At 62.8% G+C, this 25,689-nt stretch carries 34 protein-coding genes; 17 read left to right on the forward strand and 17 right to left on the reverse strand.

The genetic code is table 11. The features are described from left to right. Positions 1-11: 11 nt before the first annotated feature. The gene (locus tag GWE18_RS34650; RefSeq protein WP_275190166.1) at positions 12-215 is read left to right on the forward strand and encodes a cysteine-rich CWC family protein; all 204 of its coding nucleotides are present in this window, start codon (positions 12-14) and stop codon (positions 213-215) included. Continuing rightward, on the forward strand, positions 212-901 hold the full coding sequence (locus tag GWE18_RS34655) for an HAD family phosphatase (RefSeq protein WP_275190167.1): 690 nt from the start codon (positions 212-214) through the stop codon (positions 899-901). The genes GWE18_RS34650 and GWE18_RS34655 overlap by 4 nt, the downstream gene beginning before the upstream one ends. Here GWE18_RS34655 and GWE18_RS34660 read toward each other — a convergent pair. Beyond that, the gene (locus GWE18_RS34660; RefSeq protein WP_275190168.1) at positions 898-1,590 is read right to left on the reverse strand and encodes a TetR/AcrR family transcriptional regulator; all 693 of its coding nucleotides are present in this window, start codon (positions 1,588-1,590) and stop codon (positions 898-900) included. The genes GWE18_RS34655 and GWE18_RS34660 overlap by 4 nt on opposite strands. Positions 1,591-1,855: 265 nt before the next feature. Between GWE18_RS34660 and GWE18_RS34665 the strand changes: the two genes are divergently transcribed. Beyond that, on the forward strand, positions 1,856-2,647 hold the full coding sequence (locus GWE18_RS34665; protein ID WP_275190169.1) for a crotonase/enoyl-CoA hydratase family protein: 792 nt from the start codon (positions 1,856-1,858) through the stop codon (positions 2,645-2,647). 39 nt (positions 2,648-2,686) lie between these two features. Here GWE18_RS34665 and GWE18_RS34670 read toward each other — a convergent pair whose 3' ends face one another. Then, positions 2,687-2,863 (reverse strand): hypothetical protein, encoded by a 177-nt coding sequence (locus GWE18_RS34670; RefSeq protein WP_197423242.1) that lies wholly within the window; start codon positions 2,861-2,863, stop codon positions 2,687-2,689. A gap of 303 nt (positions 2,864-3,166) precedes the next feature. Between GWE18_RS34670 and GWE18_RS34675 the strand changes: the two genes are divergently transcribed. Next, positions 3,167-4,015: a hypothetical protein gene (locus tag GWE18_RS34675; RefSeq protein WP_057853125.1), complete on the forward strand. Its 849-nt coding sequence runs from the start codon at positions 3,167-3,169 to the stop codon at positions 4,013-4,015. Positions 4,016-4,073: 58 nt separating this feature from the next. Here the strand turns inward: GWE18_RS34675 and GWE18_RS34680 are convergent, their stop codons facing one another. From GWE18_RS34680 to GWE18_RS34705, 6 genes are all read right to left on the reverse strand, one after another. Then, complete coding sequence (locus GWE18_RS34680; RefSeq protein WP_275190170.1) at positions 4,074-4,766, reverse strand: glutathione S-transferase family protein; 693 nt, start codon at positions 4,764-4,766, stop codon at positions 4,074-4,076. Positions 4,767-4,870: 104 nt separating this feature from the next. Beyond that, positions 4,871-6,316 (reverse strand): heme peroxidase family protein, encoded by a 1,446-nt coding sequence (locus tag GWE18_RS34685; RefSeq protein WP_275190171.1) that lies wholly within the window; start codon positions 6,314-6,316, stop codon positions 4,871-4,873. Between the two features lie 283 nt (positions 6,317-6,599). Then, a complete protein-coding gene (locus GWE18_RS34690) occupies positions 6,600-6,878 on the reverse strand; it encodes a hypothetical protein (protein WP_275190172.1) in 279 nt (92 codons plus the stop codon). Positions 6,879-7,081: 203 nt separating this feature from the next. Next, positions 7,082-7,789, reverse strand: a complete 708-nt coding sequence (locus GWE18_RS34695; RefSeq protein WP_275190173.1) for a glutathione binding-like protein — start codon at positions 7,787-7,789, stop codon at positions 7,082-7,084. A 138-nt stretch (positions 7,790-7,927) separates the two neighbouring features. Beyond that, entirely contained in the window at positions 7,928-8,176 is a 249-nt protein-coding gene (locus GWE18_RS34700; RefSeq protein ID WP_275190174.1) for a hypothetical protein, read from the reverse strand. A gap of 13 nt (positions 8,177-8,189) precedes the next feature. Then, the gene (locus GWE18_RS34705; RefSeq protein ID WP_275190175.1) at positions 8,190-8,951 is read right to left on the reverse strand and encodes a sulfite exporter TauE/SafE family protein; all 762 of its coding nucleotides are present in this window, start codon (positions 8,949-8,951) and stop codon (positions 8,190-8,192) included. 305 nt (positions 8,952-9,256) lie between these two features. Here GWE18_RS34705 and GWE18_RS34710 point away from each other — a divergent pair, with 305 nt between their 5' ends. The 5 genes from GWE18_RS34710 (at position 9,257) to uvrB (ending at position 15,338) form a co-directional block, all read left to right on the forward strand. Beyond that, complete coding sequence (locus GWE18_RS34710; protein ID WP_275190176.1) at positions 9,257-10,162, forward strand: LysR substrate-binding domain-containing protein; 906 nt, start codon at positions 9,257-9,259, stop codon at positions 10,160-10,162. Further along, the gene (locus GWE18_RS34715; protein WP_275190177.1) at positions 10,152-11,372 is read left to right on the forward strand and encodes an NAD(P)/FAD-dependent oxidoreductase; all 1,221 of its coding nucleotides are present in this window, start codon (positions 10,152-10,154) and stop codon (positions 11,370-11,372) included. The genes GWE18_RS34710 and GWE18_RS34715 overlap by 11 nt, the downstream gene beginning before the upstream one ends. 225 nt (positions 11,373-11,597) lie before the next feature. Continuing rightward, complete coding sequence (locus GWE18_RS34720; RefSeq protein ID WP_057853134.1) at positions 11,598-11,810, forward strand: hypothetical protein; 213 nt, start codon at positions 11,598-11,600, stop codon at positions 11,808-11,810. A gap of 35 nt (positions 11,811-11,845) precedes the next feature. Further along, positions 11,846-12,028 (forward strand): hypothetical protein, encoded by a 183-nt coding sequence (locus tag GWE18_RS34725; RefSeq protein WP_275190178.1) that lies wholly within the window; start codon positions 11,846-11,848, stop codon positions 12,026-12,028. Positions 12,029-12,149: 121 nt separating this feature from the next. Then, on the forward strand, positions 12,150-15,338 hold the full coding sequence (gene uvrB / locus GWE18_RS34730; protein WP_275190179.1) for an excinuclease ABC subunit UvrB: 3,189 nt from the start codon (positions 12,150-12,152) through the stop codon (positions 15,336-15,338). A 235-nt stretch (positions 15,339-15,573) separates the two neighbouring features. Here uvrB and GWE18_RS34735 read toward each other — a convergent pair whose 3' ends face one another. The 3 genes from GWE18_RS34735 to GWE18_RS34745 all read right to left on the reverse strand — a co-directional run bounded on the left by GWE18_RS34735 (position 15,574) and on the right by GWE18_RS34745 (position 17,259). Then, a complete protein-coding gene (locus GWE18_RS34735; protein WP_275190197.1) occupies positions 15,574-16,002 on the reverse strand; it encodes a hypothetical protein in 429 nt (142 codons plus the stop codon). A gap of 373 nt (positions 16,003-16,375) precedes the next feature. Then, positions 16,376-16,672 carry an addiction module antidote protein gene (locus GWE18_RS34740; RefSeq protein WP_275190180.1) on the reverse strand — a complete coding sequence of 99 codons (297 nt, stop codon included), beginning with the start codon at positions 16,670-16,672 and terminating at the stop codon, positions 16,376-16,378. A gap of 407 nt (positions 16,673-17,079) precedes the next feature. Beyond that, the gene (locus tag GWE18_RS34745) at positions 17,080-17,259 is read right to left on the reverse strand and encodes a hypothetical protein (RefSeq protein WP_275190181.1); all 180 of its coding nucleotides are present in this window, start codon (positions 17,257-17,259) and stop codon (positions 17,080-17,082) included. A gap of 1 nt (position 17,260) precedes the next feature. Between GWE18_RS34745 and GWE18_RS34750 the strand changes: the two genes are divergently transcribed. From GWE18_RS34750 to GWE18_RS34780, 7 genes are all read left to right on the forward strand, one after another. Further along, positions 17,261-17,599 (forward strand): hypothetical protein, encoded by a 339-nt coding sequence (locus tag GWE18_RS34750; RefSeq protein ID WP_275190182.1) that lies wholly within the window; start codon positions 17,261-17,263, stop codon positions 17,597-17,599. Further along, complete coding sequence (locus GWE18_RS34755) at positions 17,596-18,045, forward strand: nuclear transport factor 2 family protein (RefSeq protein WP_275190183.1); 450 nt, start codon at positions 17,596-17,598, stop codon at positions 18,043-18,045. The genes GWE18_RS34750 and GWE18_RS34755 overlap by 4 nt, the downstream gene beginning before the upstream one ends. Positions 18,046-18,207: 162 nt before the next feature. Then, positions 18,208-18,474: a hypothetical protein gene (locus GWE18_RS34760; protein WP_275190198.1), complete on the forward strand. Its 267-nt coding sequence runs from the start codon at positions 18,208-18,210 to the stop codon at positions 18,472-18,474. 172 nt (positions 18,475-18,646) lie between these two features. Continuing rightward, on the forward strand, positions 18,647-19,081 hold the full coding sequence (locus tag GWE18_RS34765; RefSeq protein WP_275190184.1) for a nuclear transport factor 2 family protein: 435 nt from the start codon (positions 18,647-18,649) through the stop codon (positions 19,079-19,081). Positions 19,082-19,173: 92 nt separating this feature from the next. Beyond that, entirely contained in the window at positions 19,174-20,088 is a 915-nt protein-coding gene (locus tag GWE18_RS34770) for a hypothetical protein (RefSeq protein WP_275190185.1), read from the forward strand. Positions 20,089-20,271: 183 nt separating this feature from the next. Then, positions 20,272-20,688 carry a hypothetical protein gene (locus GWE18_RS34775; protein ID WP_275190186.1) on the forward strand — a complete coding sequence of 139 codons (417 nt, stop codon included), beginning with the start codon at positions 20,272-20,274 and terminating at the stop codon, positions 20,686-20,688. A gap of 157 nt (positions 20,689-20,845) precedes the next feature. Beyond that, the gene (locus GWE18_RS34780; protein WP_275190187.1) at positions 20,846-20,983 is read left to right on the forward strand and encodes a hypothetical protein; all 138 of its coding nucleotides are present in this window, start codon (positions 20,846-20,848) and stop codon (positions 20,981-20,983) included. Between the two features lie 45 nt (positions 20,984-21,028). On the opposite strand, the gene GWE18_RS34785 is transcribed toward GWE18_RS34780, so the two are convergent. The 3 genes from GWE18_RS34785 to GWE18_RS34795 form a co-directional block, all read right to left on the reverse strand. Beyond that, entirely contained in the window at positions 21,029-21,172 is a 144-nt protein-coding gene (locus tag GWE18_RS34785) for a hypothetical protein (protein ID WP_275190188.1), read from the reverse strand. A 142-nt stretch (positions 21,173-21,314) separates the two neighbouring features. Further along, positions 21,315-21,794: a MaoC family dehydratase gene (locus GWE18_RS34790; RefSeq protein WP_275190189.1), complete on the reverse strand. Its 480-nt coding sequence runs from the start codon at positions 21,792-21,794 to the stop codon at positions 21,315-21,317. Positions 21,795-21,796: 2 nt separating this feature from the next. Further along, positions 21,797-22,258 carry a MaoC family dehydratase gene (locus GWE18_RS34795; protein WP_275190190.1) on the reverse strand — a complete coding sequence of 154 codons (462 nt, stop codon included), beginning with the start codon at positions 22,256-22,258 and terminating at the stop codon, positions 21,797-21,799. Between the two features lie 191 nt (positions 22,259-22,449). Here GWE18_RS34795 and GWE18_RS34800 point away from each other — a divergent pair, with 191 nt between their 5' ends. Further along, entirely contained in the window at positions 22,450-22,743 is a 294-nt protein-coding gene (locus GWE18_RS34800; RefSeq protein ID WP_275190191.1) for a DUF4282 domain-containing protein, read from the forward strand. Positions 22,744-22,826: 83 nt separating this feature from the next. Here GWE18_RS34800 and ychF read toward each other — a convergent pair whose 3' ends face one another. The 3 genes from ychF to GWE18_RS34815 all read right to left on the reverse strand — a co-directional run bounded on the left by ychF (position 22,827) and on the right by GWE18_RS34815 (position 25,406). Next, the gene (gene ychF, locus GWE18_RS34805) at positions 22,827-23,924 is read right to left on the reverse strand and encodes a redox-regulated ATPase YchF (protein WP_275190192.1); all 1,098 of its coding nucleotides are present in this window, start codon (positions 23,922-23,924) and stop codon (positions 22,827-22,829) included. A gap of 135 nt (positions 23,925-24,059) precedes the next feature. Further along, positions 24,060-24,665 carry an aminoacyl-tRNA hydrolase gene (pth, locus tag GWE18_RS34810; protein WP_275190193.1) on the reverse strand — a complete coding sequence of 202 codons (606 nt, stop codon included), beginning with the start codon at positions 24,663-24,665 and terminating at the stop codon, positions 24,060-24,062. A gap of 21 nt (positions 24,666-24,686) precedes the next feature. After that, positions 24,687-25,406 (reverse strand): 50S ribosomal protein L25/general stress protein Ctc, encoded by a 720-nt coding sequence (locus GWE18_RS34815; RefSeq protein ID WP_275190194.1) that lies wholly within the window; start codon positions 25,404-25,406, stop codon positions 24,687-24,689. Between the last annotated feature and the right edge of the window lie 283 nt (positions 25,407-25,689).

Genomic DNA, 25,689 nt, shown 5'->3' on the forward strand with positions numbered 1-25,689 from the left:
CGGCCTCGTTGATGACAAATCGTTTGGAAAATCGACCACCGCGCCGCCTCGCCTGCGCTGCTTGCGGCACCGAATTCGGCTGCAACCTGTCCGGCCCCTGTTGGTGTTCCGACGAGGCGTTCCGGCTGCCGATGCCGGTGGACGGCAGCGATTGTCTTTGCCCGGACTGTTTGCGAAAGGCAGCCGCGCGCGGCCGGCTTGCGGCGTCAACGTGACTGCGCCATGGAACATCAGTGCCGTCCTGCTCGACATGGACGGCACGCTGCTCGACACCGAGCGGGTCTATTTCGACAGCCTGCTCGCCGCGCTCACTGCGCATGGCTTCACCGACGACACCACAACACTGTGCCAGGCGATGGTTGGCCTGCCCGGGCCGGACTGCGAGGCCATGCTGCATGCGCGCTACGGCGAAAGCTTTCCGCTTGCGGAAGTTAGCCGGGCTTTCGTCAGCAACCGCGATGAAATCTTAAGCGCTGGCCTGCCGCTGAAAAGCGGCGCGGTCGAACTCCTGGATGCGCTGCAGGCGGCCGAATGCCCGATGGCGATCGTTACCTCCTCATCGCTGCGCACGGCAGATGCGCATCTGCGGCTCGCCGGCATTCGCCATCGCTTCGAAACGCTCCTGACCCGCGACGATGTCGCCTGCGGCAAGCCGAGTCCTGATCTCTATCTGTTAGCAGCATCGCGGTTCGGCCTGAAGCCGGAGGCTTGCGTGGCGGTCGAGGATTCCAATCACGGCGTAACGGCTGCGCATGCCGCGGGCGCGATCACGATCATGGTGCCCGACATGGTGACGCCGACGGAGGAGTCGCGCGCACGATGTGCCGCCGTCGTGCCGGATCTCGGCGCCGTGCTCGAGGTGCTGCGCGAGCGCGGTTGTTTTGGCAGCCGTTCATTCTAGCCGTCATTGCGAGCGAAGCGAAGCAATCCATCTCTCCGCTTGCCGTGAGGTGGATCGCTTCGTCGCTTCGCTCCTCGCAATGACGGCGACCTATCGTGTCGCCGCTTCGCCCGCACAGGAAGCGCCGCCTCGATCAACGCATGCGCCGCCTCGCCCGCCGTTTCCATGTAGGAGGGATCGCGATGCAGCAGCACGACAGCGAACGAACCGTCGAGCAGTAGCAGTATCTGGCGCGCGAGCTGCGAGGCTTGCGCAATGCCCGCCGTCTCGAAGGTCACACGCAGCCATTCTTCGAACTTCTTCTTGTGCGCGGCACCGATCTTCATCGCGGGATGGCCGGGCATGTTGGCGAGTTCGGCCGAAGTGCGAAGGAATCCGCAGCCCTTCCATCTAGGATGCCGCGCCGAGCGCGCGAGGTTGCGAAAGATACGCTCGACCTGGGTCGGTAGCCCGTCGTCGGCCTCAGCAAACCATTGCCTGAACAATGCAAGGTTGGGCTGATCGCGTGCGGCGAGATATGCCGCCACAAGGTCGTCCTTGCTCCTGAAATGATAATACAGCGTCCGCTTGGTGACGCCGGCCTTCGCGGCCACGGCATCGACACTGACGCCGCGGATGCCGTCATTGTAGAACAGCGCGCTTGCCGCAGAGATGATGCGTTCACGCGTTGGGACGCCGGATCGTGCCATCCAGCATATGTATACTAACCAGTGAATATACACAACGCAGCCGGACTTCTAGGGTATCCCGCAATCCGGCGCTGTTGCGGAAGTCGTTCGCAGTGAAGTCGTGGAGTGTCACGCTCGTGCCCCGGACACGGGTGTGGCACGAAGTGACGCACTGCAGGGCCGAGACCCCGTTGCCGGGGAATGGTCCCCGGCTCTGCAGCGCATCACTCGCGGTGCTGCGCTGCGTCCGGGGCACGAGACCACTCGACCTGTGCGGAGCCTTAAGATGTCCGATCCTATCCTGCTCGTTGTCAATGACGGTGTCGCGTTGATCACGCTGAACCGCCCGGACAAGCTCAATGCGCTGAACTATGCGCTGATCGACCGCCTGATGGCGGTGCTGGACGCCATCGAAGCCGATACCACCGCGCGCGCCGTGATCCTGACCGGCGCGGGCGAACGCGCCTTCTCCGCGGGCGCCGATATCCACGAATTCGCCGGCAGCGTCCGTCGCGGTCGCGATACGGCCATCCGCGACTTTGTCCGGCGCGGACAAGCCATGACCGCGCGGCTCGAAGCGTTCAGGAAGCCGGTGATCGCGGCGATCAACGGTCTGGCGTTCGGCGGCGGATGCGAAATCACCGAGGCCGTTCATCTCGCCGTCGCCAGCGAGCGCGCGCGTTTCGCCAAGCCGGAAATCAATCTCGGCATGCCGCCGACTTTCGGCGGAACGCAGCGGCTGCCGCGGCTTGCCGGCCGCAAGCGCGCGCTCGAACTGTTACTGACGGGCGATCCGTTCTCGCCGGCGCGGGCGCTGGAGATCGGACTGGTCAACAGCGTCGTGCCGCACGATGCACTGCTGCCGGCCGCGCGCGAGCTGGCGGGCCGCATCGTCAGGCACTCGCCGCTCGCGGTCGGCAGCATCATCACGGCGGTGACCCGCGGGCTGAACATGGCGATCGCCGAAGGGCTGCAAGTCGAGAGCGAGCAATTCGCCGCTGTCGTGCCGACCGGCGATCTCGGCGAAGGCATCGCCGCGTGGATCGGGAGCCGGCCGCCGGCCTATACCGGCCGTTGACGCCAGGCACCAACCCCGCTGCAGTTTCCTTCTGGCAGGCTAAGCGGCGCTTTTGGTCGCAATCATCGTCCGCAGGTCGTCCGCCAGTTCGCGGTAATGCAGGCCGAGACGCAGGTATAGCTCGCGCTTTGCCCCATCCGTCGTCAACTTGCCGATCAAATCGCACTCGGCAGCGAGAGTTTCAAACCGCTCCAATTTGGCTTCAAGGTCGGTCACGACGCGTCTCCCCCTAACGGCTACGAGGAAGATAAGCTTACGCCTTCATTTTACGTCACAGCTAACATCGTTATCAGGTAGAACTAATTTACAGCCTCGGCGGTAGGGCGGACGGCCCGGCAATCATTGCCTGCGTCGGTAAACATCATCATTCCCGCGCGCGAGGCAAGACCTCCTGGTCGGCCGATCCGCAGACGCAGGTCGTGACCCTTTCTGGTGGCGCGAGCAGACATTAGCCACCGGAAAGAAAGGCGATGTGCTATCATGCCGGCGCCAACGTCGCACAAATGACGCGGTGTTCAGATGATCACAATCCCGGAACTGGTGGCGCAAGCCTTGGGGTCGTTTCTGGCTTCGGATACCAGGAGCAGGTTTGGCTCCTCCCAGGCGCGGCTGGCTGAATTTCTCCCCTATGCAGCCAGGCTCACATTGGAATGCATCGGCAACAGCGATGCCCTCTATCACAACATCGAACACACCATGCTCGTAACCCTGGCCGGCCACGACATCCTGATGGGTCGGGGGATGCTGCGGCACACGACGCCAGACGATTACGCCAATTTCATCGTGGCGTGCCTCAGCCACGACATCGGATACGTTCGCGGAATTGTCCAGGGAGATGACGGGGATTCCTATGTCGCAGATCTCAGCGGCCGTACCATTCGCCTGGCGCGAGGTTCATCCGATGCCGCGCTGGGAGCCTACCATGTGGACCGCTCGAAGCTGTTCGTCTTCGAGCGGCTCGACGCAGCCGAAGAGGTCGATGCGAGCCGGATAGCCAGGGCCATCGAGTATACGCGATTTCCCTATGTTGATTCATCGTCAAACGACGAGCTGATCGAAGAAGAGGGCCTGTTGCTGCGCGCGGCCGACCTCATCGGGCAGCTCGGCGACCCCAACTACCTGAAGAAAGCGAATGCCCTGTTCTACGAATTTGAAGAAGTCGGCATGAATAAAACGCTCGGCTACCAGACGCCGGCAGACGTCGTTTACAAATATCCGCAGTTCTACTGGAACAACGTCGCTCCGCAGATCCAGACGGCCATACGCTATCTCAATGTCACGTCGAGCGGACGGCAATGGATAGCAAACCTGCACAGCAATGTTTTCAGGGCTGAGCGTGAAATGAACTTGTCCGGCCCGCAGCCGTGACCTTGCCCTGCCCGGCTTCCAGTGCCGCTCGACGTGGATCGAGCGCGAGCCGCCCGCGCTAGCCGTGATATCCCGGCGACTTCCGCGCCAGCCCATCGAACGCGTCGAACAGCCGCTCGCGCCAGGCATAAACCGGATCGTCTTCCATCAGCAGCTTGAACGGGCTGACCACGCGCGCCCACTGGAACGCGCCGAATACGATATAGTCCGCATAGTTCGGCGCCGCGCCGCCGAGGAAGGGCTGCGTCAGCAATGTCAGCCGCAGCGGGTCGAGGCTTTTGCGAAAACCTTCGACCGCCTTGTCGCGGCTGGCCATGATCTCTTCCAGAGGCTTGCCGAAACGCGCCTCGCGCGTCCTGCGGAAATAGGCCGCGTCCTCCGGCTTCAGGTTGCGCGGGACGTCGGCGATGATGAGCGGAAACATGCCGCCGATTACCCCGTCGCCCCACCAGTTCAACATGCGCCCAACGGCGCGGCCGCCCTCGCCGCCGAACAGCGACGGCCGGTCCGGATATTGGTCTTCGAGATAGTTGGCGATGGTCCAGGAATCGACGACCGCGCGATCGCCGTCGAGCAGCACCGGAACTTTTTCAGAGCCGTGCGGCGCGATCGCTTGCTTCTCGGTGAAGCACCACGGGATCGTTTCCGCCGACAGCCCCTTGTGCGCCAGCGCCATGCGCGTCCGCCAGCAGAACGGGCTGAACGGGCGCGATGGGTCGGTACCGACGAGTTCGTAGAGTTTGAGGGACATTGCGGCATTTTGCGCGACCCGCGGCGCTCAGGCAAGCGCCGTCATTGCACGAACGCCTGCGACCGCGCAGCTTTGGGCCGCGCAGTCGCAGCCGCCGAAACGGCCTAAACCGCCGCGATACCGTCGATCGGGCTGATGTCACCGACGAACCTCAGCAGGTCGGCCATGGTGAAATCGCCGGGAGTCCTGGACGGCAGCGTCGGCTTCCAGTTCTTGCCCTTCAGCCACAAATACGACTGACGGTCGCCGTGCACGAGGCCGACGAACACTTCCGCGACGATCGTGGCACCGACCGGCCCGAGCTTTTCGCCGCCGCCACGCTGCTCGGCCTCCTTGAGAATATAGTACCAGAGCGGCGTGTGCTCGTGCAGGCCGTGCTTCTTGGCCACCGCGCCGTCCGTTCCCTTCGCGATCTCGGCCGGCGTGAGCGGGTTCTTGATCTTCATCGCCCTGGCGACATCCTGTCCCGATGGCAGCCCCAGCATGACGCCGCGCTTCAAATTGCGGAACGGCAGGCTGCCGCCGCCACCCGGCAGATCGTGCAGTTGCGGTATCAGGAACGGATCGATCTTCCGCGAGGGGTTGAGCCGTACATCGGGAGGATTGGTCGCCAGCACTTCGTGGTAGCGGCGCCAGTCGATGATCCAGTTGCTGGAAAGCACTGGAATCGGCAGCGGCGGCTGCACCGGATCGGGCGCGAGGTCGCCGATGATTCCGCCCGACAGCCCGGTGAACCTGAACAACAGATCAAGCGTGGCGGGAATGCCGCCGCCCGGCGTGAAGATGCGGTTGTGGCTATAGACCTCGCGCACCATGCTGTGGCCGAACCGGTATGCTGCCGCGGAGAACTCGACCGGCATGTAGGGCGTCTTCTTGAAGCGGTAGAAGCGTCGGCCCTGGTCGAGGATCTTGGCGACGATCCCCTTCTCGGTGATGCGCTCCACGAAGTCGTGCAGCACCATCCATTGATAATGCCAGGTCACGGTCTGGCGCGCCTGCGCGAATATCTCGCCGGCCGGCACCCCCGACGCCGCGAGATGGTCGCAGACCTTGTTGTGAAACTTCAGCATCGCCAGATGCGTCTGCGCGACGACGAGATTTTCGTCATTGCGATGATCACCGATCAGCGCGAAGCCTTCCGGGTTGCGCGGCAGGTCGTTGCGCGGCGTGATGGTTACGGCGTCGACGCTGATGGTCTTGCCGATCAGGAGCTTCGGTCCGGGCGACTTGCCGTCGGCATCGCCGGGGTTGCGCGCGTAGAGCTGCCGGCTGCCATCCGGCCCCAAGCCGTATACGCTGTCGAGATCGAGCGCCGGCGTGCGGAAGTTTTCGACCGCGGTGGGATCGGCTTCCTTGTCGCCGAGCGAGGTGAGATCGAGCGTGATGTCGTGATCGACGAACTGGCCGAGATAGGTGAACCCCGCGGGGACCTTGGTGTTGTTGCCGGCCGTACCGCCCGGATCGGCGTCCTTCATCGCATCGGCAAGTTCTTGTAGCGGAGCATCATCGACGGCGAGCGGTTCGAGGTTCGGAAACATTCGTCCGAACATTCCGGGATCGTCATGTCCGGAAAGCGATTCAAGAAATTGTCGAGTCGGTTGGCGGCCACCTTTGCCATGGCCAGGGTGGACATTCACTTGCATTGCCATCACTTCCTCCAATCGGATGTTGGGAGAAGAGGGGTACCGGTGTGTCGCGATGTCAGGTCAATAAAGGTTCAGGAAAATCCGATCGATACCCCTCAAAAGGGTTCAGTCAGCAAAACCCAACCCCAGACTGTTGCCAATCGGAGCGCAGTGCCAGCGGTTTATTTTTCGATTTGTGTGAGCAGCTTCACTGACTGGAAGCGATGTCGAACTCTTTGCGCAGCTCGGCGTCGGTGTAGAAACATACGCCGCCATCGAGATCGCGCACCAGCCATTCTTCGAGATACACGATCTGTGTCCCGCTTTGTCTTTCATGTCGAAGCTCGAGCTGCCCGTCCTCGCTTCGCTGCAGCGAGCAACCGGATTGTACCCAGCTCGGCCATTCGTGCAGCGGCTGTCCGGTGAACTGCCAGGCGATCAACGCCACGTTGGTCGGGCGTGGCTTCAACTTCAGTGTGGTGTCCACGATCATCTCCGAAAGAATGCTTCCTGCATTCTGACAACGCCCTCGCCCGGCAAAAGTTGGGCGTGATCCGGCGATTCTCGCCGCGATTCGCCGATATTGCCTATGCATTTTTGAGATGCATATCCGGGGAGACGCCTGAATCCCCAGCCCATCGCGCCGAGATGCGGACCAGGCGAGCCAAGTCCGCGTCTCCATAGGTGACCCTACCGCACCACCGCCGCGGTCTGGCCGAACAGGATCCTGCGCTCCTCCTCGGTGCGGTTGACCGGCTGGCCGAAATTCGGATTGACCTCTTTCGCCTTGGCGTAGGCACGCTCCGTTGCTGGCCGCGCACGGATGGTTTCCAGCCAACGCTTCAGATGCGGGAAGTCGTCGATGTTCTGGTCCTGGTTCTTGTAGGGCACGATCCAGGGATAGCTCGCCATGTCCGCGATCGAATAGTCGCCGGCGATGAACTCGCGATCCGCCAGCCGCTTGTTGAGCACGCCGTAGAGCCGGTTGGTCTCGTTTACATAGCGATCGATGGCGTATTTGATCTTCTCCTCGGCGTAATTTCTGAAGTGATGGTTCTGTCCGGCCATCGGCCCGAGGTTGCCCATCTGCCAGAATGTCCACTGGATCGCGTCATAGCGGCCATAGAGATCGGCGGGCAGGAATTTTCCGGTCTTCTCGGCGAGATACAAAAGCATCGCGCCGGATTCGAAGATCGAGATCGGCTTTCCGCCGCCCTTCGGCTCGTGATCGACCATCGCGGGAATGCGGTTGTTCGGCGCGATCGCCAGAAACTCCGGCTTGAACTGGTCGCCCTTGCCGATGTTGACCGGAAAGATCTTGTACTTCAGCCCGGTCTCTTCGAGAAACATCGTGATCTTGTGGCCGTTCGGCGTGGTCCAGTAATGAAGGTCGATCATGGGACGATCCTGCTGGTTGAAACTCGTGCATCGCGAAGAAAGATGCGAATGCATGAATTTGAGCGGACCAGCGGTGCAAGTCAATGCGGGCTGACGGCGTAGCGCGGAAATGTGATGACGGCCGCGGGTCGCGGGATTCTAGCGTTGCCGCGCGCCGATGCGGCCGTGCTCCCGCAGCAATTGTTCGCCTGATGCGGTGACGGTCACCATCAGTCCGGTTCCAGCTATGGTTTCGCGCGCGACATAGCCGCGATCGGAAGCGTCTTCCCAGATCGTCAGGCGCGGGCAGGAGGTCCGCCAGACCGCAACCACTTCGGCGTAGTACCGCGGCTCGCGGGCGATCCATTCGACGAAATCGAGCACCAGTGGATCGGCACCATCCGCCATCGCGCCTCTCCTTTCAGAAGGAGGCGACCGAGCCGCGGACCACGAGCAGCCAGCTTCCATAAATGATGTAATAGCCCGCGACCGTCGTGATCAGCCGGTTCGCCCAGGTGCGAAACTGCGCGTCGCTCATCGCCTCCAGAATGCGCCGCGCCAGCGTGGTGCCGAGCATCGAGGCCGCGATCGCAACGCCCGCGAGCACCGGGTCGAGGGTGGCGGCCTGGTCGATGATGCTGCCGAAATAGATCAGCTTGGTGAGATGGCTTGCAACCTGGCAGGTCGCCTTCGTCGCCACCACCTCGCGGCGGCCGAAATTGCCGCCGAGAAAGAAGGTGTCCATCAAGGGACCGGAAACGCCGGTCATCAGCATCAGCCCCATGCAGATGAAGCCGTAGAACGACCCTTGCCAGATGCTGTCAGGGTTGGGCTTGAGGTTCTTTGGCATCAGCCGCGCCATGAACGGCGTCACCCCGAGCAGGAGCAGCGCGATCGGCTTGTCCGGCACGTAGCGGGTGAGCGACCAAAGGCCGAGCGCCAGCGCGCAGCCGATCAGATAGACGAACACCGGCCGCCAGCGGATATGCGCCCGCCACAGAAAGGCGCGCCAGCCGTTCGAGGCCATCTGCGTGATCGCGTGCAGCACCATCGCGGTCGGCAGCGGCATCAGCATCAAGAGCACGCCGATCAGGATCATGCCGCCGGCCATGCCGAACAGGCCCGACAGGAACGCTGTCGCGACCATCAAGGCACCGAGCGCTGCGATCATCAGGGCCGTCAAGAGAAGCCTCCTGCGTAAGCCAGGCTCAGGTTGAAGCGCGGCTGCTGCTCTGCTCCCTCTCCCCGCCCTTCGCGGGGAGAGGGTCGGGGTGAGGGGTTGTTTCGGCAACTCGCTCACGGTCGGACTCGCGGAGAGAGCCCCTCACCCGGCGCTACGCGCCGACCTCTCCCCGCGAAGAGCGGGGCGAGGTTGAAAGGAGCTGCACCGCTTCAACCAAAGCTACCACAGCTATTCTTGTGCCTCAGCTTGTGACGCGCGTGCAAACTGAGTTATCTTGCCCTGGCATCAGTTTTCCTGAGGGTTAAGTGCGACGGCTGCTCTTTCTCAATGGCATCAAGGCGTTCGAGGCCGCGGCAAGGAGCGGCAGCTTTGCGGCGGCTGGCGCCGAGCTCAACGTTTCGGCGGCCGCGGTCAGCCGGATGGTGCACCTGTTGGAGGAGCGGCTGGGGGTTGCGCTGTTCGAGCGCAAGGCCAACCGCCTCGTCACCACGGCGGCCGGTCGCGCCTACCAGAGCGGGCTGACCCCGATCTTCGACGCGCTGGCGAGCCTGACCGCGCAGGTGACGGCGCCATCCAGCGTGCGCGTGCTGACCATCGGCGTAGGTCCCACCTTTGCGATGAAATGGCTGATCCCGCGGCTGGCGGATTTCCGCAAGCAGGAGCCCGACATCGACGTCCGCATCACCACCGGCGGCGCCGCGGTGCCGTTCGGCGAGGACTGGAGCTGCGGGATCAAGCTCGGCGACGGCGAATGGCCCGGCCTGATCGCCGAGCCGCTATTCGCCGCCGATCTGCTGCCGGTGTGCACGCCGCGCCTTGCGGGCGCGCTCAAACGTCCCGGCGACCTGAAAGGGCCGACTTTGCTGCGGGTTGCGCATTCGCCGGACGACTGGCCGTCATGGCTCGAGGCCGCCGGCACGGCCCGCATCACCGCTCGCGGGCCGGAATTCGAATTTTACGGCCAGGCGCTGCAGGCGGCCATCGACGGACTCGGCATCGCGATGGGCATCCGCCCCTATATCGACGACGATCTTGCCGCCGGCCGGCTGGTCGCGCCGTTTGCGTTAAGCGTACCGAAAGGCATGCGCTGGTATCTGGTCTATCGCGGCTTCAGCACCGCCCAACGCGATTTCGCCGCGTTCCGGCGCTGGATTGTCCGCGCTGCGGCAGAGCCCGCCACGCGTCGCAAGGGGCTCCGCCATGCCGGATGAGAAAATCGAAACATTGGTGATCGGCGGCGGCCAGGCCGGCCTTGTGATGAGCCACCGGCTGAAGCAGCGTGGGCTGCCGCATCTGGTGCTCGAGCGCCACCGCATCGCCGAACGCTGGCGCAGCGAACGCTGGAACGGCCTGAAATTCCAGTTTCCGAACTGGTCGGTGCGGCTGCCGGACTTTCCGTTTCCGCACAGCGATCCGGATGCATTTTCAGACACCAACGCCATCATCAGATACATCGAAGCCTATGCCGATTTCGTCGCGCCGCCGATCCGCTGCGGCGTCGCGGTGACCCGGCTCTCTCGGCGCGACGGCGCGGGTTTCATCGCCGAGACCGACAATGGGACGATCGCGGCCGACAATGTCGTCGTCGCCACCGGTCCCTATCAGCGCGGCCTCGTGCCGGACCTGTTGCGCGATCATCCCGTATTCCAGGTCCATGCCAGCAGCTACAAGAATCCCGAGCAGCTTCCGCCGGGCGCGGTGCTGGTGGCCGGCGCAGGCGCGTCGGGCGCGCAGATTGCCGAGGAATTGCTGCGCGCCGGCCGCCGCGTCTATCTCTCGGTCGGACGGCATCGCCGCCTGCCGCGACGCTACCGGGGCCGCGACCTGATCTGGTGGCTCGCCGACATGCGCCTCGATCAGATGACGCCGGAGGAGCGGGGATCGGCGCGACTGGGCCCCGTCATTTCGGGGGCCTATGGCGGGCGTACCATCGACTTCCGCGACTTCGCCGCCGACGGCATGATCCTCGTGGGACGCATCGAGGCGGCGCAAGATGGCGTGATCGAAATTGCCCCCGGCCTTGCCGAAAGCCTTGTCGACGGCGACCTCGTCTACCAAACCTTCCTCAATACGGTGGACGAGTATGTGAAGCGCCGAGGCTTGGAACAGCCGCAGGATCCCGACGCCCGCACGACACTTTCCGACCCGCCTTGCGTCACCGCGCCGCTTACGCGCCTCGACCTCGCCGCCGAGGACATCTCCGCGGTGATCTGGGCCACCGGCTACGGCGTCGATTTCGGCTGGATCGATCTCCCGGTCACGGACGACAAGGGCGACGCGATTCACCACAACGGCATCTCGGAAGTGCCGGGACTGTATTTCCTCGGCCTGCAATGGCTGTCGAAAATGAACTCGTCCTTCCTGTCCGGCGTCGGCGACGATGCCGCGGTGCTTGCCGATCACATTCGCGCGCGGCGGTGATTCTCGACCGTCTTCCGCTCACGGTCGTCATACCCCGCGCAGGCGGGGTATCCAGTACGCCGCGGCGTCTCGATTCGATCACCGCCGCCTCTGGAATACTGGATCGCCCGCCTTCGCGGGCGATGACGGCCTTTTTGCCGAAAAAATCCATCACATGTGAAGCCGTTCACATTTGCCTTCCCCCAGCCGTGCTTTCGTCGCGTGGGCAACTCCGGGGGACAAGCCATGATCTATGGCGGCTTTGAAATTCAGTCGTTCGAAGCAGGGAGAGGGCTATGGCACGCCAGGATTCAACGGGCCGACCAGGAGCCGGTGGTGATCGATGGCATGGCGTTCCCGACGCTCGAAGTCGGTTTCGCGTGGTCGAATCCGGAAGCGGCGATTGCGGACGCGAAAGCCCATATCGACCGTTTCAAGCCGCGGTTCGCGAATCCGTAAGCGCGACCGGCCGCGCGCAGACCGGCCGAATCTCCTTGCCCCTTCCCGAACAGACCCTGCAGGCGACGCCAGCGCTCTCGAACTGTCCGGATTGCAGCGCCTCGCTCGCGGTGCTGCGTATCATTCCCGGGCGTGCCGGCGCCGAGTACTGGACCATGCGCTGCACGCGCTGCGGCGGAATCCACCTGGAGATCGTCAATTCCTCGACGCCCCGCTGACAGCGTAGGGCGCGGCGGTTCCGAATCGACCTGCTGACACCTGCTGACATGACGACGCGCAGCATCGCGCGCAAGGCCGTTTGCCCTTTTCTCGCTGCCTGACTCATCCCATATTCGGCGGATGGCGAAGAAACCTGACACCCCCAAAAAGCCCGGCAAATCCCCTAAATCCAAGGCGCATCGGCCCGACGTGCAGCCGATCGGGCCGGCGCTGGCCGAGCTGCTCAATCCCGCGCTCAACCGCGGCGATGCCGGCATGGGCTCGGGCACCGGCCTGCAGCCGCCGCCGGACAATTCCTGGGACCGCCGCGCCGGCGGCGAGGCGGCTGCGCATCGCGCGCGCGCGTCGACGAAGGGAACGAGTGGCGATGTGGCAAGGCGCGATACGTCTGGCAGTTCGTCGCGTGGCTCGCCCCCACCCAACCTCGAGAGCGAGCTTCGCTCGCCTCGGACCCCGCAAGCGGGAGAGGGCTGCAGACGGCTAGCGCCGGGTGCAATCGGCCAGAATGAATCGGTGAATGCGCCACCGGCGTCCCCTCTCCCGCTTGCGGGGGATGGCCAGGGCGGCGGTCTCGCCGCACGGCACGAACTCGACGAAGCCCCCCAGGCCAACTACGGCACGGCAGCCACCATCCCGACGCTCGACCCTGAAATCGCGCGCCAGCTCGGCCTGCCCACCGCGGAAGACGACGACGAAGCTCTCGCCCGCCCGCCGCGCAACAAGATGGAAGCGCTCGGCGTCAAGGCGACCGCTGAAGCGCTGGAAAGCCTGATCCGCGACGGCCGCCCCGAATTTCGCGGCAATGACGGCGCGTTGAAAGTCTGGACCCCGCACCGGCCGCCACGCCCCGAAAAATCCGAAGGCGGCGTGCGCTTCGTCATCAAGTCCGAATACGAGCCGAAGGGCGACCAGCCGACCGCGATCGCCGAACTGGTCGAGGGCATCAACCGCAACGACCGCACGCAAGTCCTGCTCGGCGTCACCGGCTCGGGCAAGACCTACACCATGGCCAAGGTGATCGAGGCGACGCAGCGCCCTGCTCTCATCCTTGCGCCGAACAAGACACTGGCCGCGCAGCTCTATGGCGAGTTCAAGAATTTCTTCCCCGACAATGCGGTGGAATATTTCGTCTCGTACTACGACTACTATCAGCCCGAAGCCTACGTCCCGCGCACCGACACCTATATCGAAAAAGACTCTTCCATCAACGAGCAGATCGACCGCATGCGCCACTCGGCAACGCGCGCGCTGCTGGAGCGCGACGACGTCATCATCGTAGCTTCGGTGTCCTGCATCTACGGTATCGGCTCGGTCGAGACCTACACCGCGATGACCTTTGCGCTGAAGAAGGGCGAGCGCATCGACCAGCGGCAGTTGATCGCCGACCTCGTGGCGCTGCAATACAAGCGCACGCAGGCCGATTTCACCCGCGGCACCTTTCGCGTTCGCGGCGACGTCATCGACATCTTCCCGGCGCACTATGAGGACCGCGCTTGGCGCGTGAACCTGTTCGGCGACACCGTGGAAAACATCGAGGAGTTCGATCCGCTCACCGGCCACAAGCAGGACGACCTCGAATTCATCAAGATCTACGCCAACTCGCACTATGTGACGCCGCGCCCGACCCTGGTACAGGCGATCAAGTCGATCAAATCAGAATTGAAGCTGCGGCTCGACGAACTCAACAACCATGGCCGTCTTCTGGAAGCGCAGCGGCTGGAGCAGCGCACCACCTTCGACCTCGAAATGATGGAGGCGACGGGAAGCTGCGCCGGCATCGAAAACTATTCGCGCTATCTCACGGGACGTCGCCCCGGCGAGCCGCCGCCGACGCTGTTCGAATACGTCCCCGACAACGCGCTGGTGTTCGCTGACGAAAGCCACGTCTCCGTGCCGCAGATCGGCGCCATGTTCAAAGGCGACTTCCGGCGCAAGGCGACGCTCGCCGAATACGGTTTCCGCCTGCCCTCCTGCATGGACAACCGTCCGCTGCGGTTCGAGGAATGGGACATGATGCGCCCGCAGACGGTCGCGGTGTCGGCGACGCCGAGCGGCTGGGAGCTGAACGAAAGCGGCGGCGTGTTCGTCGAGCAGGTGATCCGCCCGACCGGACTTATTGATCCTCCCGTAGATATTCGCCCCGCGCGCACGCAGGTCGACGATCTCGTTGGCGAAGTCCGCGTCACCGCTGCGGCCGGATACCGCTCGTTGATCACGGTGCTCACAAAACGCATGGCGGAAGACCTTACCGAATATTTGCACGAGCAGGGCATTCGCGTGCGCTACATGCACTCTGACATCGACACCATCGAGCGCATCGAGATCATCCGGGACTTGCGCCTCGGCGCGTTCGACGCGCTGGTCGGCATCAATTTGCTGCGTGAAGGCCTCGACATTCCCGAATGCGCGCTGGTCGCGATCCTCGACGCCGACAAGGAAGGCTTTTTGCGCAGCGAGACCTCGCTGATCCAGACCATCGGCCGCGCCGCGCGCAACGTCGATGGCAAGGTGATCCTCTACGCCGACCAGATGACCGGCTCGATGGAGCGCGCCATCGCCGAAACCAACCGCCGCCGCGAGAAGCAGGTCGAATACAACACCGCCAACGGCATCACGCCGGAGAGCGTGAAGAAGTCCATCGGCGACATCATGAACAGCGTCTACGAGCGCGACCACGTGCTGGTCGAGATCGGCGACGGCGGCATGGCCGACGACGTCATCTCCATCGGCCACAATTTCGAGGCCGTATTGTCCGACCTCGAAACAAGAATGCGCGAAGCCGCCGCCGATCTGAACTTCGAGGAAGCCGCAAGACTCCGCGACGAAGTCAAACGCCTCCGCGCGACGGAGATGGCTGTCGTCGACGACCCGACGGCAAAGCAGCGCGCCGTGCAAGGCAGGGCCGGCGCCTATGCGGGGACGAAGAAGTATGGCGAGGCTGCGAACTTGCCAGTCAGCGCCATGAAGAAAAAGGGCGTCTCTTCGGCCCTCAAAGCGAGCCGCAGCGGCGGCGCATCTTCACCCTCCCTTGGAGGGGGAGGGTCGACCGCCGCAGGCGGTCGGGGTGGGGTGAGCCGCAGCGGCGGTCCCTCCACCTCCAAAGTGCACAAACCCCACCTCGATGAAATGCACGGCCCGGAATCCCTGCCCTACCGCCCCGCCGGCGCCAAATCGCGCAAGCCGGAGATCAGTGGCGGCAGCAAAATCTTTCAGCCGACCGACTCCCGCCAATCCGGCCCGGAGTTCGGGCCAGCGCCGCGATCAAGCGGCGGCGCGCCGGGGCATCGCGGGGGGTGGAAGAAGAGGTAGATGCTTTCACAGCCGTCATTGCGATCGCAGCGAAGCAATCCATGCTTCCGAACGCTCGGAGCTATGGATTGCGTTGTCGCTCGCTCCTCAATGACGAATGCCGACGCGCATCAAGGAGGTGAGCAAGGAATCCGTCGTTCCACGGTCGCCGGAGGCCGCCATTCCGGTAACGACTGCATCGTGACACTACATGCAGGGAAGGATTTCTGCTTACACGTGATGCTCGCGTGTCTGATCAGCAGGGTCGATACATCTCCTGCAGCGGCTTTCCCCTCAGAAAGATAGTGTGAGGAGTGAGACCACCCCTGCGGGCGATCCAGCGGCGTACGCGCGTCGGATAGGTCGAGTACATCATCAAGGTTGCTTCGGGATCAGTGAAGGCGCGACCATTGTCGCCGTAATTCCAGGCCGCATGGAAGCCGAGCGTCGCGCGCGACGTTACGCAGATTTTGTCGTGAGGAAGCGCACTGAGAACCATGGTGCACGCCGAGGCACAGAGACCGTCGATGATGACGGATTGGCCCGATGAAGCCAGGCGCTCATATTTAACGATGTAAGTCCCGATCAGACCGCCTCGATCATTCGTGATGCGAACTGCAGAACTTGCCTCTGACACATTTAGGATCAGCAAAATTGCCACAAGGAATCCTGTCGCATACTTCATGTCCCACCCCTGGGTTCGAGCAAATCGATTTGGATCGCTTTGCGTGATGCGCGAAGCTGCGACAGGCTTGTTCAGATTCATGGCATTGTCTGGGCGCAAACCGCAGGACAGCAACGCCGGTTCCCTGACTGCAACTCGTGAGAACAAGCCGCGCATGAAACGAAAGGCTAGGATTGCCTCTCGCAACCCCAAGCGGCCGTGGGGGAACTCTTATCTTGGAGATTAGGATGCGTACGAAGATTGGCTGTGCGCGCCACTGCGAAAGCTTTTCCGCGAAAAACAGGCGGACGTCGAACAACAGCGGCTCGAGCTGTTCTTGAAGAATTAGAATCTGAGCCGACGGACAGGGAAAGGCCCACTCTCGCGCGGCTCGCTACGCCGCCTTCGATCCCTGAGGTTGGGCAACCAGATCGATGCCGAGCGCGTGAAGCACCTTGATGACGGTGCCGAATTCCGGCTTCGCTTCGCCGCCCAGCGGGCGGTACAAGTTTTCACGCGAGAGTCCGGCTTTTTCTGCCACAGCGCCCATTCCCCGCGAGCGAGCGACCGTGCCGATGGCGACGGCAATTGCAGATGCGTCCTCGGATTTGAAAGCTTCGTTGAGGTAAGCTGCGACCATCTCGGGACTGTCGAGATAATCGGCTGCATCAAACGGTTTTGCTTTCGCCATTTCAGTCCTCCAAGCTTGTAGCTCATACGCTACAATACAAGGACGCTCAACGACCTCACGCTTCCTCAAGCATGGGAGCGCGTGGCGCCGCGGGAGGTTTTGGTGTGCGTGAATTGCCGCCGTCATTGCGAGCGAAGCGAAGCAATCCACTTCTCCTCGCGTTCGGAGCGGCATGGATTGCTTCGTCGCTTCGCTTCTCGCAATGACGGCGGAGAGAATACGCGGGGCTTTTTGAAATTCAAAAAGGTGCGCGCGGCACACTCGTGGTCGTCCCTGCGAACGCAGGGACCCATACCGCGTGATCTCTCGATAAGGCAGTGTGGCAGACGCCCTTCGCAAAATCTCCGCCGGTGGTTATGGGTCCCTGCGTTCGCAGGGACGACAGGGAGAATGCAGCAACACCGCCCTCACCCTGACCGGCGGTTGCTGGTGTTCTGCGTCATGTTGCCGTGTTCGGCCTGTTCGCGGATGTTGTTCTTCTCGTCGTGGCGATGGCCCTTGGTGGTGTCGAGGGGAACGTTTGGCGCGCTGCCGGGGCCCTTGTGGCTCTGGTTGCCCTGCGGCACCGGCGGTACGGATTTCGTCATCATGGTCTCCGTTATCAACCGAAGCAACGCCGGCGGCGGCGAGATCGTTCCCGGGAGCGGCTGCATGCAACGGCGCATGCATTGTCGTCGGCCGCAAAAAACCCATACCACCGATTTCGGCGGCTCGGTGATCTTCGAACAAAAGGACGGCCCCACCGGAAGCGGCGTTCGGAAAGATACCGCCCCGGCGCGCCTTCCTTCCGCACGGCTCGTAGCAGTGAACCATTTCGAAACCATCGCGACAGATACTTTAGTTCCGTTGGCTGATACTTCTGCCGTTCCCTTCACAATGGGTGCGGCCACAAGAGCCGATCGAACACAGGGTAAGGTGGGCGAATGACCGAGGGATCAAACCGCCAGCGCGTGCTGGATTTCCTCAACGTGCTGTATTCCGGCGACGTCGAAGCCGCGCTGGAGCGTTGCACCGACGACGTCGAATCCCTCGCCAACGCCCCGATCGACATCCTGCCGCATATGGGCCACCGCCGCGGCAAGGCCGAGCTGCGCGAGATGTGGGATGCGGTCCGCGCCCGCTATTCCGAGCTGCGCTGCGAGGTGCCGATCCTGGTCGCCGACGACAACAAGGCGGCCGCGTTTATCCGCGTGTTCTTCCGCAAGAGCATCAATCAGCGCATGGTGCAGTTCGACATCGCCGGCTTCTACACGCTGCGCGACGGCAAGATCAGCCATATCAGGGAAATCATCGATACCTTCGATCTGGTCCAGCAACTGCTCGAACGCGACGTCGCCGCGATTCTGACCGGCCGGAGGCCGGACCCGATCTAGCGTCTACGCACTCCGTCATTCCGGGGCGATGCAAAGCATCGAACCCGGAATCTCGAGATTCCGGGTTCGCACTTCGTGCGCCCCGGAATGACCGCGGGATATTTGAACCTGATCGCGCTGTCCGTGACACACCACAAGGTGTTTTCCGGACAAGAAGTACATATGAAGATCGCATTGCTGGCTTTGCTTGGTTTGGCGTTGGGGACGCTGGGAGGCGCGGCACTGGGCATCGGGGCCGGCCTCGCCTGGGTGGAAATCTTCAAAACCACGAGTTTTGAAGGCTATAGTGGGATGCTGGTGTTCTTCACCTTCATGCCGCTGGGCGCTGCGATCGGCGGCATCGGCGGCGCCTTGCTGTTCGCCATCATCGCCATTCGCGACGCCGAGATCGCCATCGAGCGCGAGCCGGTGCGCCGCCACGACCGCTAAATCAGGGCGGAATCGCCGCATTTGTGCAATGCAAAAACGGCAATTGTGTTTTGGCCGAACTACTCTATTTCTGGCTGCAACGGTTAAGTTGGGCATGTCGGCCCGGCGTCGATGAAGACGCCGATGGGGCGCGATTGCCGCTCTAAATTCCAGCTTCAAGGACCACAGCAGAATGACAGAGCATAGTCTCTGGCGTTTTTCGCGCGCGTTGCATCGCGCGATCAATGAACGCCAGCCCACCGATCTCGAAGCCCTGCTCGACGAGGACGTCGACTGGGCGATCTATGGACCGATCGACATGTATCCATTCTTCGGCTCGCGCCGCGGCAAGGCGGCGGTGATCGAGGTGGTCAGGCAGATCGCGGACAATTTCCGTGTCCACCGCTTCGACCGCGAATCGATCATGCTGGGAGTGGATTCGGCTTCTTCGATGATGCGCTATTCACTGACGGCGCTGGATTCGAACAAGCCGATCAGCCTGCGGATCGCCCATTTCGCGCAGTTCAAGGCCGGCCGCCTGACCAACTTCCGCGTGCTGGTCGACACCTTCGATCTGGTCGAGCAGACCGTGGGCTATCCGATCCACCTGCCGCGGATGGCGGTGTAACCGCTGCGCTGATGCGGTCATTGCGGGATACCCGCCATAATTTCGCAACAGAGCGAACGCATTCTTGGCGGCACTTGGAATGCGGGCGGGCAATGATTCCCAAAACACGATTTGGCTGGGCGCGGCTGCCATTGCTGGTGGCCGGCATAAGCTTGGCTTCGATGCTGGCGGCAACGGCACAGACGCCGCCGGCGGACGACGATCAGGACGAGCCCGCGGCAGAAGAAGCCGCGGCGGCTCCCAGCGTCAACGACGCCGACATCATGAAGGACATCGACGTCAGCAAGCTCGACTGGAGCCAGCTCAATGTCGATGCATCAACCCTGATCTTTCAGACGCCGAAGGGCGGCGCTGCATCGAAAGGCGTTGGCAGCGTGGACGCCTCGTGGTCCGCCGATGAAAGGACCAACGGCACCTCCGCTGTGTCGGTCAAGCAATCGATCACGCCGTTCTGGGATGCGCGCGTCGGCGCCGACATGACGGTCGCAAGGCAAGGCGCGGCGACGACGTCCGAACTGCTCTCGGAAAAACTCGCCAATGGCGGCAGCCTGCCGCAATCGTCCGGCACCGCCTGGGCGGCGATCACCGCCCCCGGCGTCGCCTCGATCTGGGACACGACCGCGGTCGAAGCCCGCATCGACCCCGGATCGGAGCAGAGCAAGCTCGGCACTTCCTTGAGCAAATCGCTATCGCTTAGCGAGGAATACTCGCTGACCCTGAAGAACGACTACAACCTTATCCAGCAGGGCATCGTGCCGGTGCCCGGCATCATCAGCCATCCGGAACGGAGCTACGAGACCGATCAGTCGGCAAGGCTCAGCATCGCCGATACCGGCACCAGCTTGATCGCTGGCCAGCATCTGTCGACATCGGACGACAAATGGCTCCGCAAAGTCGGCGCCGAGCAGAAGCTGTTCGACGGCGTCACGATCTCCGGATCGATCGGCGAAACGCCCTCGGGCGCCGCCAACAAGAGCATCAGCGCCGGCTTCAAGCGTAGCTGGTAGGGGCGAAAACCCGCTGATTTGGCGGGTTTTTTCGACCCCAAATGGTTAACGTTCGAGAATGATCGACCATTGCCGCAGATTGGCCCAGATGCGGCCAAAATCGGCAGGACAGATGGGATCCGCTCCACTTCGTCGTGCGGGGGACGTCCGCGCTCGCCTGAAAGCGAAACAGAGGAATAGCCGATGAACGCCATCAATCGCTCCGAACAGGTTGAATCAAACACGGAGGTCGACAGCGATCTCGCCGCCGTATCCGAAGTCGAGGCCGGCATCCGCGACTTCGTTCGCAACGACATCGCCTATCTGCGCCGGCCGGCGGTCGCTGCGGAGACCGCCCCGCTCGACGCCAACGCCGAAGCCACCGTCAACAACGTCAATTCGCTGATCCAGCGCGTCGCCGGCACCTCGCTGGCGGAAATCGAGAAGCTGATTTCCGAACTGGAAAGCCTCCGCGACCTGCTGCATGCCGAAGGCCAGCGCGTCCAGCGCGAGATTTCGGGCTATGCGCAGCTCAGCCAGGCCGCGATGAAGTCGACGCGCATGATCGCCGACAATGTCACGCAGTGGAAGCGCGCTGCTGACGGTCTGCGCAACGGCTAATTTCGATCGTTGCAAAAATCTAACACTCCGCCGCGTTCCGTATGGGAGCGCGGCGGTTTCGTTTGGCAGTGTTCGATCTGAACTTTATAAGCACGGTCCCGTCCAAGGACGGATGTCGTCACGTGGCGGCAGGCACCTTTTTGGGGACACACCGGCGATGCAAAACGTTCAGCCAGACAACATGAATTCAATGCCGTTGCGGCAATCGTCGCACAGCATGGGCACGCTCGTGATCCGCTTCGTCGGACTGCTGACGCTTGCGGTCGTGGCAATGACGCTGATCTGGAGCCGCTGAACTTCAGCGCTCTTGGCTATCCGATCTTGGCTATCCGATCCGCAACTACTGGCGGACGAACGCCGTGTTCTCGATCGTGTAGACACCGTCGGCATAGGATTTCACCACCATTGTGGCGGTCAACATCACCGCCAGCGTGACGGTTGCGAAAATAAAGCCGACGAATTTCAGGCTGCTGCGATCTGCCATGGTGATCCCCTCGGTACTTCCCCTGAGACGCATTTGGCAGGCAGAAAGTTCAAAATGCGTTAGCAAAAATTCGGTTTCGTGGAGTCGTGGATTACGAAGCACTAACGAAACAATTGGCTAACCATGCTTCGCCGGACCACAATTAACCCGCATTCCGCCGCGGCACGAATGCGGTCGCGAGGAACGAGTACACCACCTCGCCGCGCTGGTTGGTGCCGGTATTGCGGGCCTGCAGAATACCCCATTCGGGACGCTTCTCCGAGGTCCGCTTGGTTTCGACCCGGTTGGAAAAGCGGATGGTGTCGCCGGCCAGTACCGGCTTGATCCATCGCAACTCACGAAAGCCGGGCGATGGTCCCCACACCGCGACCTTCTCACCGCGCGCGACAGCCTCCGCCGTCAAGCGCTTGCCGTCGGCGACCAGGAGCTTCATGCAGACCGCGGCGACATGCCAGCCCGATGCAGCCAGTCCCCCGAACAGGGATTTGCGGCCCGCCTCCTCATCGAGGTGAAAACGCTGTGGATCGAACTGCGTGGCAAACTTCTTGATATCGTCGGCGGTGAAGGTGAACGAGCCAAATTCGCGCTGCGCGCCGATCTCGATGTCCTCGAAGAAACGCATCGCTAATCCGCTCCCGCCTCGGCGCGCCGGCGCACGATGATCGGCGACTCCATCTCGCACAGCACCACGCCGGCCGCGTTGCGGATCGTACCCTTGAAGGTCACGATGCCGGTTTCGGGACGGCTCTTCGAAATCCTGGCCTCCGCGACATCGACATCCAGCGTCAGGTCGTCGCCCGGGCGCAGCGGCGCCAGCCAGCGCATCTCGTTGACGCCGGGCGAGCCGAGCGAGGCGGTGCGGCCGATAAAGCCGTCAAACAGCATCCGCATCATGAGGGAGCCAAGATGCCAGCCCGAACCGGACAGCCCCTTGAGCATCGACGCATTGGCCGCCGCCTCGTCCAGATGCATCGGCTGCGGGTCATATTCGGCGGCAAAGGCCAGGATCTCCTCGCGCGTGACGTGGCGCGGTCCGAACGTGCCGAAATGGCCGGGCGTGAAGTCTTCGAAGGTCAGCGTTGTCATGGATTGAGGATTGTTATGAGGAAGCCCGATTGTGGCCGTTATTTGCGGCAATCTCAACCCGCCCACCCGCATGGCTCGCTCGCCAGCGGTGAGTACCGCTTCCGGCGCTCGCCCTGACTTGCCCGAAGCAATTTTCGGGGCTAGCCCTGTGCCATCTGGGACTAGGTTTTTGACTCGCCGGAGAACCATCGATGTTCGATTTTCAGGATCTGTTTCAGTGGGACCGCTTCATCACCCCCACGATCATCAAGACTTTCTACTGGCTTGTCATTGGCTTGATCGTGCTGTTCGGCCTATCCGGGATCTTTTCGGCGCTTGCCGCGATGGCGATCAGCCCGTTCGGCGGATTCATCCTGCTGCTGTCCTCGATCGCGGGTGTCGTGGTCGGCGTGGTGTTTTCGCGCATCGCCGCGGAATTCATCCTGATCGTCTTCCGCATCAACGAGCATCTCGGCGCGATCCGCGATCAGGGGCAGATGCGGTAAGAACCGTAGCCCGGATGGAGCGAAGCGAAATCCGGGAACGAGAGTTGCCCCGGATTGCGCTTCGCTCCATCCGGGCTACGACATTACGTATTAAACCTGAAATGCATGACGTCGCCGTCGGCGACGACATATTCCTTGCCTTCCAGGCGGAGCTTGCCGGCATCGCGGGCGCCGGCTTCGCCGTTCAGCGCGACGTAGTCGGCATAGGCGATGGTCTCGGCCCGGATAAAACCCTTTTCGAAATCGGTATGAATCACGCCGGCCGCCGCCGGCGCCTTGGTGCCGCGGTGGATGGTCCAGGCGCGGGCCTCCTTCGGGCCCACGGTGAAATAGGTGATGAGGTCGAGCAGTTGGTAGCCGGCACGAATCAGGCGGTCGAGGCCGGCCTCTTCGAGACCGAGCGTCTCGAGAAAATCGGCGCGCTCTTCGCGTGACAGGGTCGCGATCTCGGATTCGATCTTGGCGGAGATCACCACCGCGACCGCGCCTTCCTTCTTGGCGTGCTCGAACACCTGTTTTGAGAAGCTGTTGCCGTCCTTGGCCGAGCCTTCCTCGACGTTGCAGACATAGAGCACCGGCTTGGACGTCAGGAGGCCGAGCATGCCGAAGGCGCGCTCTTCCTCCGGCTTGCGCTCCAGAAACCGCGCCGGCTTGCCGTCGCGCAGCAGCACCAGCGCGCGGTTGACGAGATCGAGCGCCTCCTTGGCATCCTTGTCGTTGCCCTTGGCCTTCTTGGCGAGGTTGTCGACGCGCTTTTCCAGGCTGTCGAGGTCGGCCAGCATCAGTTCGGTTTCGATGGTCTCGATGTCGGCCAATGGCGCGATCTTGCCTTCGACATGCGTGACATCGGAGTCTTCGAAACACCGCACCACATGCGCGACCGCGTCGACCTCGCGGATAGTGGCGAGAAACTGGTTGCCGAGGCCTTCCCCCTTCGAGGCGCCGCGAACGAGGCCTGCGATATCGACGAAGGTCAGCCGCGTCGGAATGATCTGGGCCGATCCGGCGATGGCCGACAGCTTGTCGAGCCTGGGGTCAGGCACCGCAACCTCGCCAACATTCGGCTCGATGGTGCAGAACGGATAATTCGCCGCCTGCGCCGCTGCCGTCTCGGTCAGCGCATTGAACAGCGTTGACTTGCCGACATTGGGCAGGCCAACGATACCGCATTTGAATCCCATCGTGCTTTCCGATCTTTCGCGCTACAACGCGGCGCGTGATTTGATTTACGGTCGTCATACGCGGGCTTGACCCGCGTATCCATCTTCCTTGAGAGGATGGATCGCCGGATCAAGTCCGGCGATGACGAGGTGAGCCTATGGCCCGCCATCCTCGTCCTTGTCGAAAATTCCCTTCGCCTGCAGCGCCAGATGCACCTTGTTCTGGAACGTCGAATCCTTGCCTGTCGCCAGCAGTCCGGCATTCTCGGCCACCGCCGCGCACAAGGCTTCCACCCAGGCGCGGTCGCTTTTCGCAAAGTCCGACAGCACGTGGCTGTGCACCAGTTCCTTGATGCCGGGATGACCGATTCCGAGTCTCACCCGGCGATAGTCATTGCCGATATGCGAGGAGATCGAGCGCAGCCCGTTGTGGCCGGCAATGCCGCCGCCGATCTTGACGCGCACTTTCGCTGCCGGCAGTTCGAGTTCGTCCTGAAACACGGTGATCTCGCCGGCGGACAGCTTGAAGAAGTTCGCGGCTTCCTGAACCGCGCGCCCGGACTCGTTCATGTAGGTGGTCGGCCGAAGCAGAACGACCTTTTCACCACCGAGCGCGCCTTCGGAAGTCTCGCCCTGAAAACGGCGGCGCCACGGTCCGAAACCGTGACGCCGCGCAATTTCATCGACGGCCATGAACCCGATGTTGTGCCGGTTATTCGCGTATTTCGAACCGGGGTTACCGAGACCGACAAACAGGCGCATGACGCGGCATCCTGCCGCTGTTTACTTCTTCTTGTCGCCGCCAGCCGGCGCTTTCGCGCCAGCCGCCGGAGCCGCTGCACCTGCCGCAGGCGCGGCAGCAGCCGGAGCGGCACCTGCCGCCGGAGCAGCCGTGCCTGCAGCGGCAGCCGCAGCAGCAGCCTTCTGTTCTTCGGCGTAGCCGGACGGCGGCACGATGGTCACCAGCGTCGCGTCTTCGCGCGAGAGCGCCTTCACGCCTGTCGGGAGCTTGATGTCGGAGAGATGCAGCGAGTAGCTGATTTCCAGCGCGCCGGCATCGACTTCGAGGTACTGCGGGATGTTGTCGACCGAGCATTCGAGGTCGACGGTATGGGTGACGATGTTGATGGTGCCGCCGCGCTTGACGCCGGGCGAGGTTTCGCCGTTCACGACGTGCAGGGGAACGCTGACGCGGATGGTGGCGCCTTCGCCGAGCCGCAGGAAGTCGACATGGAGCGGGAAGTCCTTCACCGGATCGAGATGGAAGTCGCGCGGAATCACGCGATGCTTCTTGCCCTCGAGGTCGATGTCGAACAGCGTGGTCAGGAACCGGCCGGCCAGAATGCGCTGACGCAGTTCCTTGTCGTCGACCGAAATGGTCACGGGGGGCTGGTTGTTGCCGTAGATCACTCCGGGCACTCTCCCGGCGCGACGCTCTGCCCGGGCGGCCCCCTTGCCGCTCTGCGGACGCGCGGTCGCCTTCAATTCCTTGACGGTCGCCATCGTGTTAAGTCCTTGTTTTCTAAAAAGTTAAAGGCCGCATCGCGGCCCGTTGGCGCCCTACAGCAAGCCTCCAGGGGTGCGGGGGCTGCGGACGTGGCGGGCTTTTAGCCCCAAAGGGGCGAAATGACAAGGAAATGAAGGGATTTTTTGGCGGGTTGGCTACCCTCCCCTGGAGGGGGAGGGTCGGATCGCATGGAGCGTAGCGAAATGCGAGACGGGGTGGGGTGATCTCTCCACTCGGGCACTGTTCGCGTGGATGGACCGTCACCCCACCCCGTCTCGC

The sequence above is a fragment of the Bradyrhizobium sp. CSA112 genome, from assembly GCF_029051645.1.
Lineage (GTDB): Bacteria > Pseudomonadota > Alphaproteobacteria > Rhizobiales > Xanthobacteraceae > Bradyrhizobium.

Bases quoted from the DNA above. Each gene is read 5' to 3' on its own strand.
- GWE18_RS34760 (WP_275190198.1), top strand. From the start codon at position 18,208: ATGAAGATCGCATTGCTGGCTTTGCTTGGTTTGGCGTTGGGGACGCTG.
- GWE18_RS34765 (WP_275190184.1), top strand. From the start codon at position 18,647: ATGACAGAGCATAGTCTCTGGCGTTTTTCGCGCGCGTTGCATCGCGCG.
- GWE18_RS34750 (WP_275190182.1), top strand. From the start codon at position 17,261: ATGGTCTCCGTTATCAACCGAAGCAACGCCGGCGGCGGCGAGATCGTT.
- GWE18_RS34700 (WP_275190174.1), bottom strand. From the start codon at position 8,176: ATGGCGGATGGTGCCGATCCACTGGTGCTCGATTTCGTCGAATGGATC.
- GWE18_RS34770 (WP_275190185.1), top strand. From the start codon at position 19,174: ATGATTCCCAAAACACGATTTGGCTGGGCGCGGCTGCCATTGCTGGTG.
- GWE18_RS34790 (WP_275190189.1), bottom strand. From the start codon at position 21,794: ATGCGTTTCTTCGAGGACATCGAGATCGGCGCGCAGCGCGAATTTGGC.
- GWE18_RS34775 (WP_275190186.1), top strand. From the start codon at position 20,272: ATGAACGCCATCAATCGCTCCGAACAGGTTGAATCAAACACGGAGGTC.
- GWE18_RS34740 (WP_275190180.1), bottom strand. From the start codon at position 16,672: ATGGCGAAAGCAAAACCGTTTGATGCAGCCGATTATCTCGACAGTCCC.
- ychF (WP_275190192.1), bottom strand. From the start codon at position 23,924: ATGGGATTCAAATGCGGTATCGTTGGCCTGCCCAATGTCGGCAAGTCA.
- GWE18_RS34715 (WP_275190177.1), top strand. From the start codon at position 10,152: ATGCCGGATGAGAAAATCGAAACATTGGTGATCGGCGGCGGCCAGGCC.
- GWE18_RS34695 (WP_275190173.1), bottom strand. From the start codon at position 7,789: ATGATCGACCTTCATTACTGGACCACGCCGAACGGCCACAAGATCACG.
- GWE18_RS34755 (WP_275190183.1), top strand. From the start codon at position 17,596: ATGACCGAGGGATCAAACCGCCAGCGCGTGCTGGATTTCCTCAACGTG.
- GWE18_RS34675 (WP_057853125.1), top strand. From the start codon at position 3,167: ATGATCACAATCCCGGAACTGGTGGCGCAAGCCTTGGGGTCGTTTCTG.
- GWE18_RS34680 (WP_275190170.1), bottom strand. From the start codon at position 4,766: ATGTCCCTCAAACTCTACGAACTCGTCGGTACCGACCCATCGCGCCCG.
- GWE18_RS34665 (WP_275190169.1), top strand. From the start codon at position 1,856: ATGTCCGATCCTATCCTGCTCGTTGTCAATGACGGTGTCGCGTTGATC.
- GWE18_RS34745 (WP_275190181.1), bottom strand. From the start codon at position 17,259: ATGACGAAATCCGTACCGCCGGTGCCGCAGGGCAACCAGAGCCACAAG.
- GWE18_RS34800 (WP_275190191.1), top strand. From the start codon at position 22,450: ATGTTCGATTTTCAGGATCTGTTTCAGTGGGACCGCTTCATCACCCCC.
- GWE18_RS34795 (WP_275190190.1), bottom strand. From the start codon at position 22,258: ATGACAACGCTGACCTTCGAAGACTTCACGCCCGGCCATTTCGGCACG.
- GWE18_RS34780 (WP_275190187.1), top strand. From the start codon at position 20,846: ATGCAAAACGTTCAGCCAGACAACATGAATTCAATGCCGTTGCGGCAA.
- GWE18_RS34685 (WP_275190171.1), bottom strand. From the start codon at position 6,316: ATGTTCGGACGAATGTTTCCGAACCTCGAACCGCTCGCCGTCGATGAT.
- GWE18_RS34815 (WP_275190194.1), bottom strand. From the start codon at position 25,406: ATGGCGACCGTCAAGGAATTGAAGGCGACCGCGCGTCCGCAGAGCGGC.
- GWE18_RS34660 (WP_275190168.1), bottom strand. From the start codon at position 1,590: ATGGCACGATCCGGCGTCCCAACGCGTGAACGCATCATCTCTGCGGCA.
- uvrB (WP_275190179.1), top strand. From the start codon at position 12,150: ATGGCGAAGAAACCTGACACCCCCAAAAAGCCCGGCAAATCCCCTAAA.
- GWE18_RS34720 (WP_057853134.1), top strand. From the start codon at position 11,598: ATGATCTATGGCGGCTTTGAAATTCAGTCGTTCGAAGCAGGGAGAGGG.
- GWE18_RS34785 (WP_275190188.1), bottom strand. From the start codon at position 21,172: ATGGCAGATCGCAGCAGCCTGAAATTCGTCGGCTTTATTTTCGCAACC.
- pth (WP_275190193.1), bottom strand. From the start codon at position 24,665: ATGCGCCTGTTTGTCGGTCTCGGTAACCCCGGTTCGAAATACGCGAAT.
- GWE18_RS34650 (WP_275190166.1), top strand. From the start codon at position 12: ATGACAAATCGTTTGGAAAATCGACCACCGCGCCGCCTCGCCTGCGCT.
- GWE18_RS34735 (WP_275190197.1), bottom strand. From the start codon at position 16,002: ATGAAGTATGCGACAGGATTCCTTGTGGCAATTTTGCTGATCCTAAAT.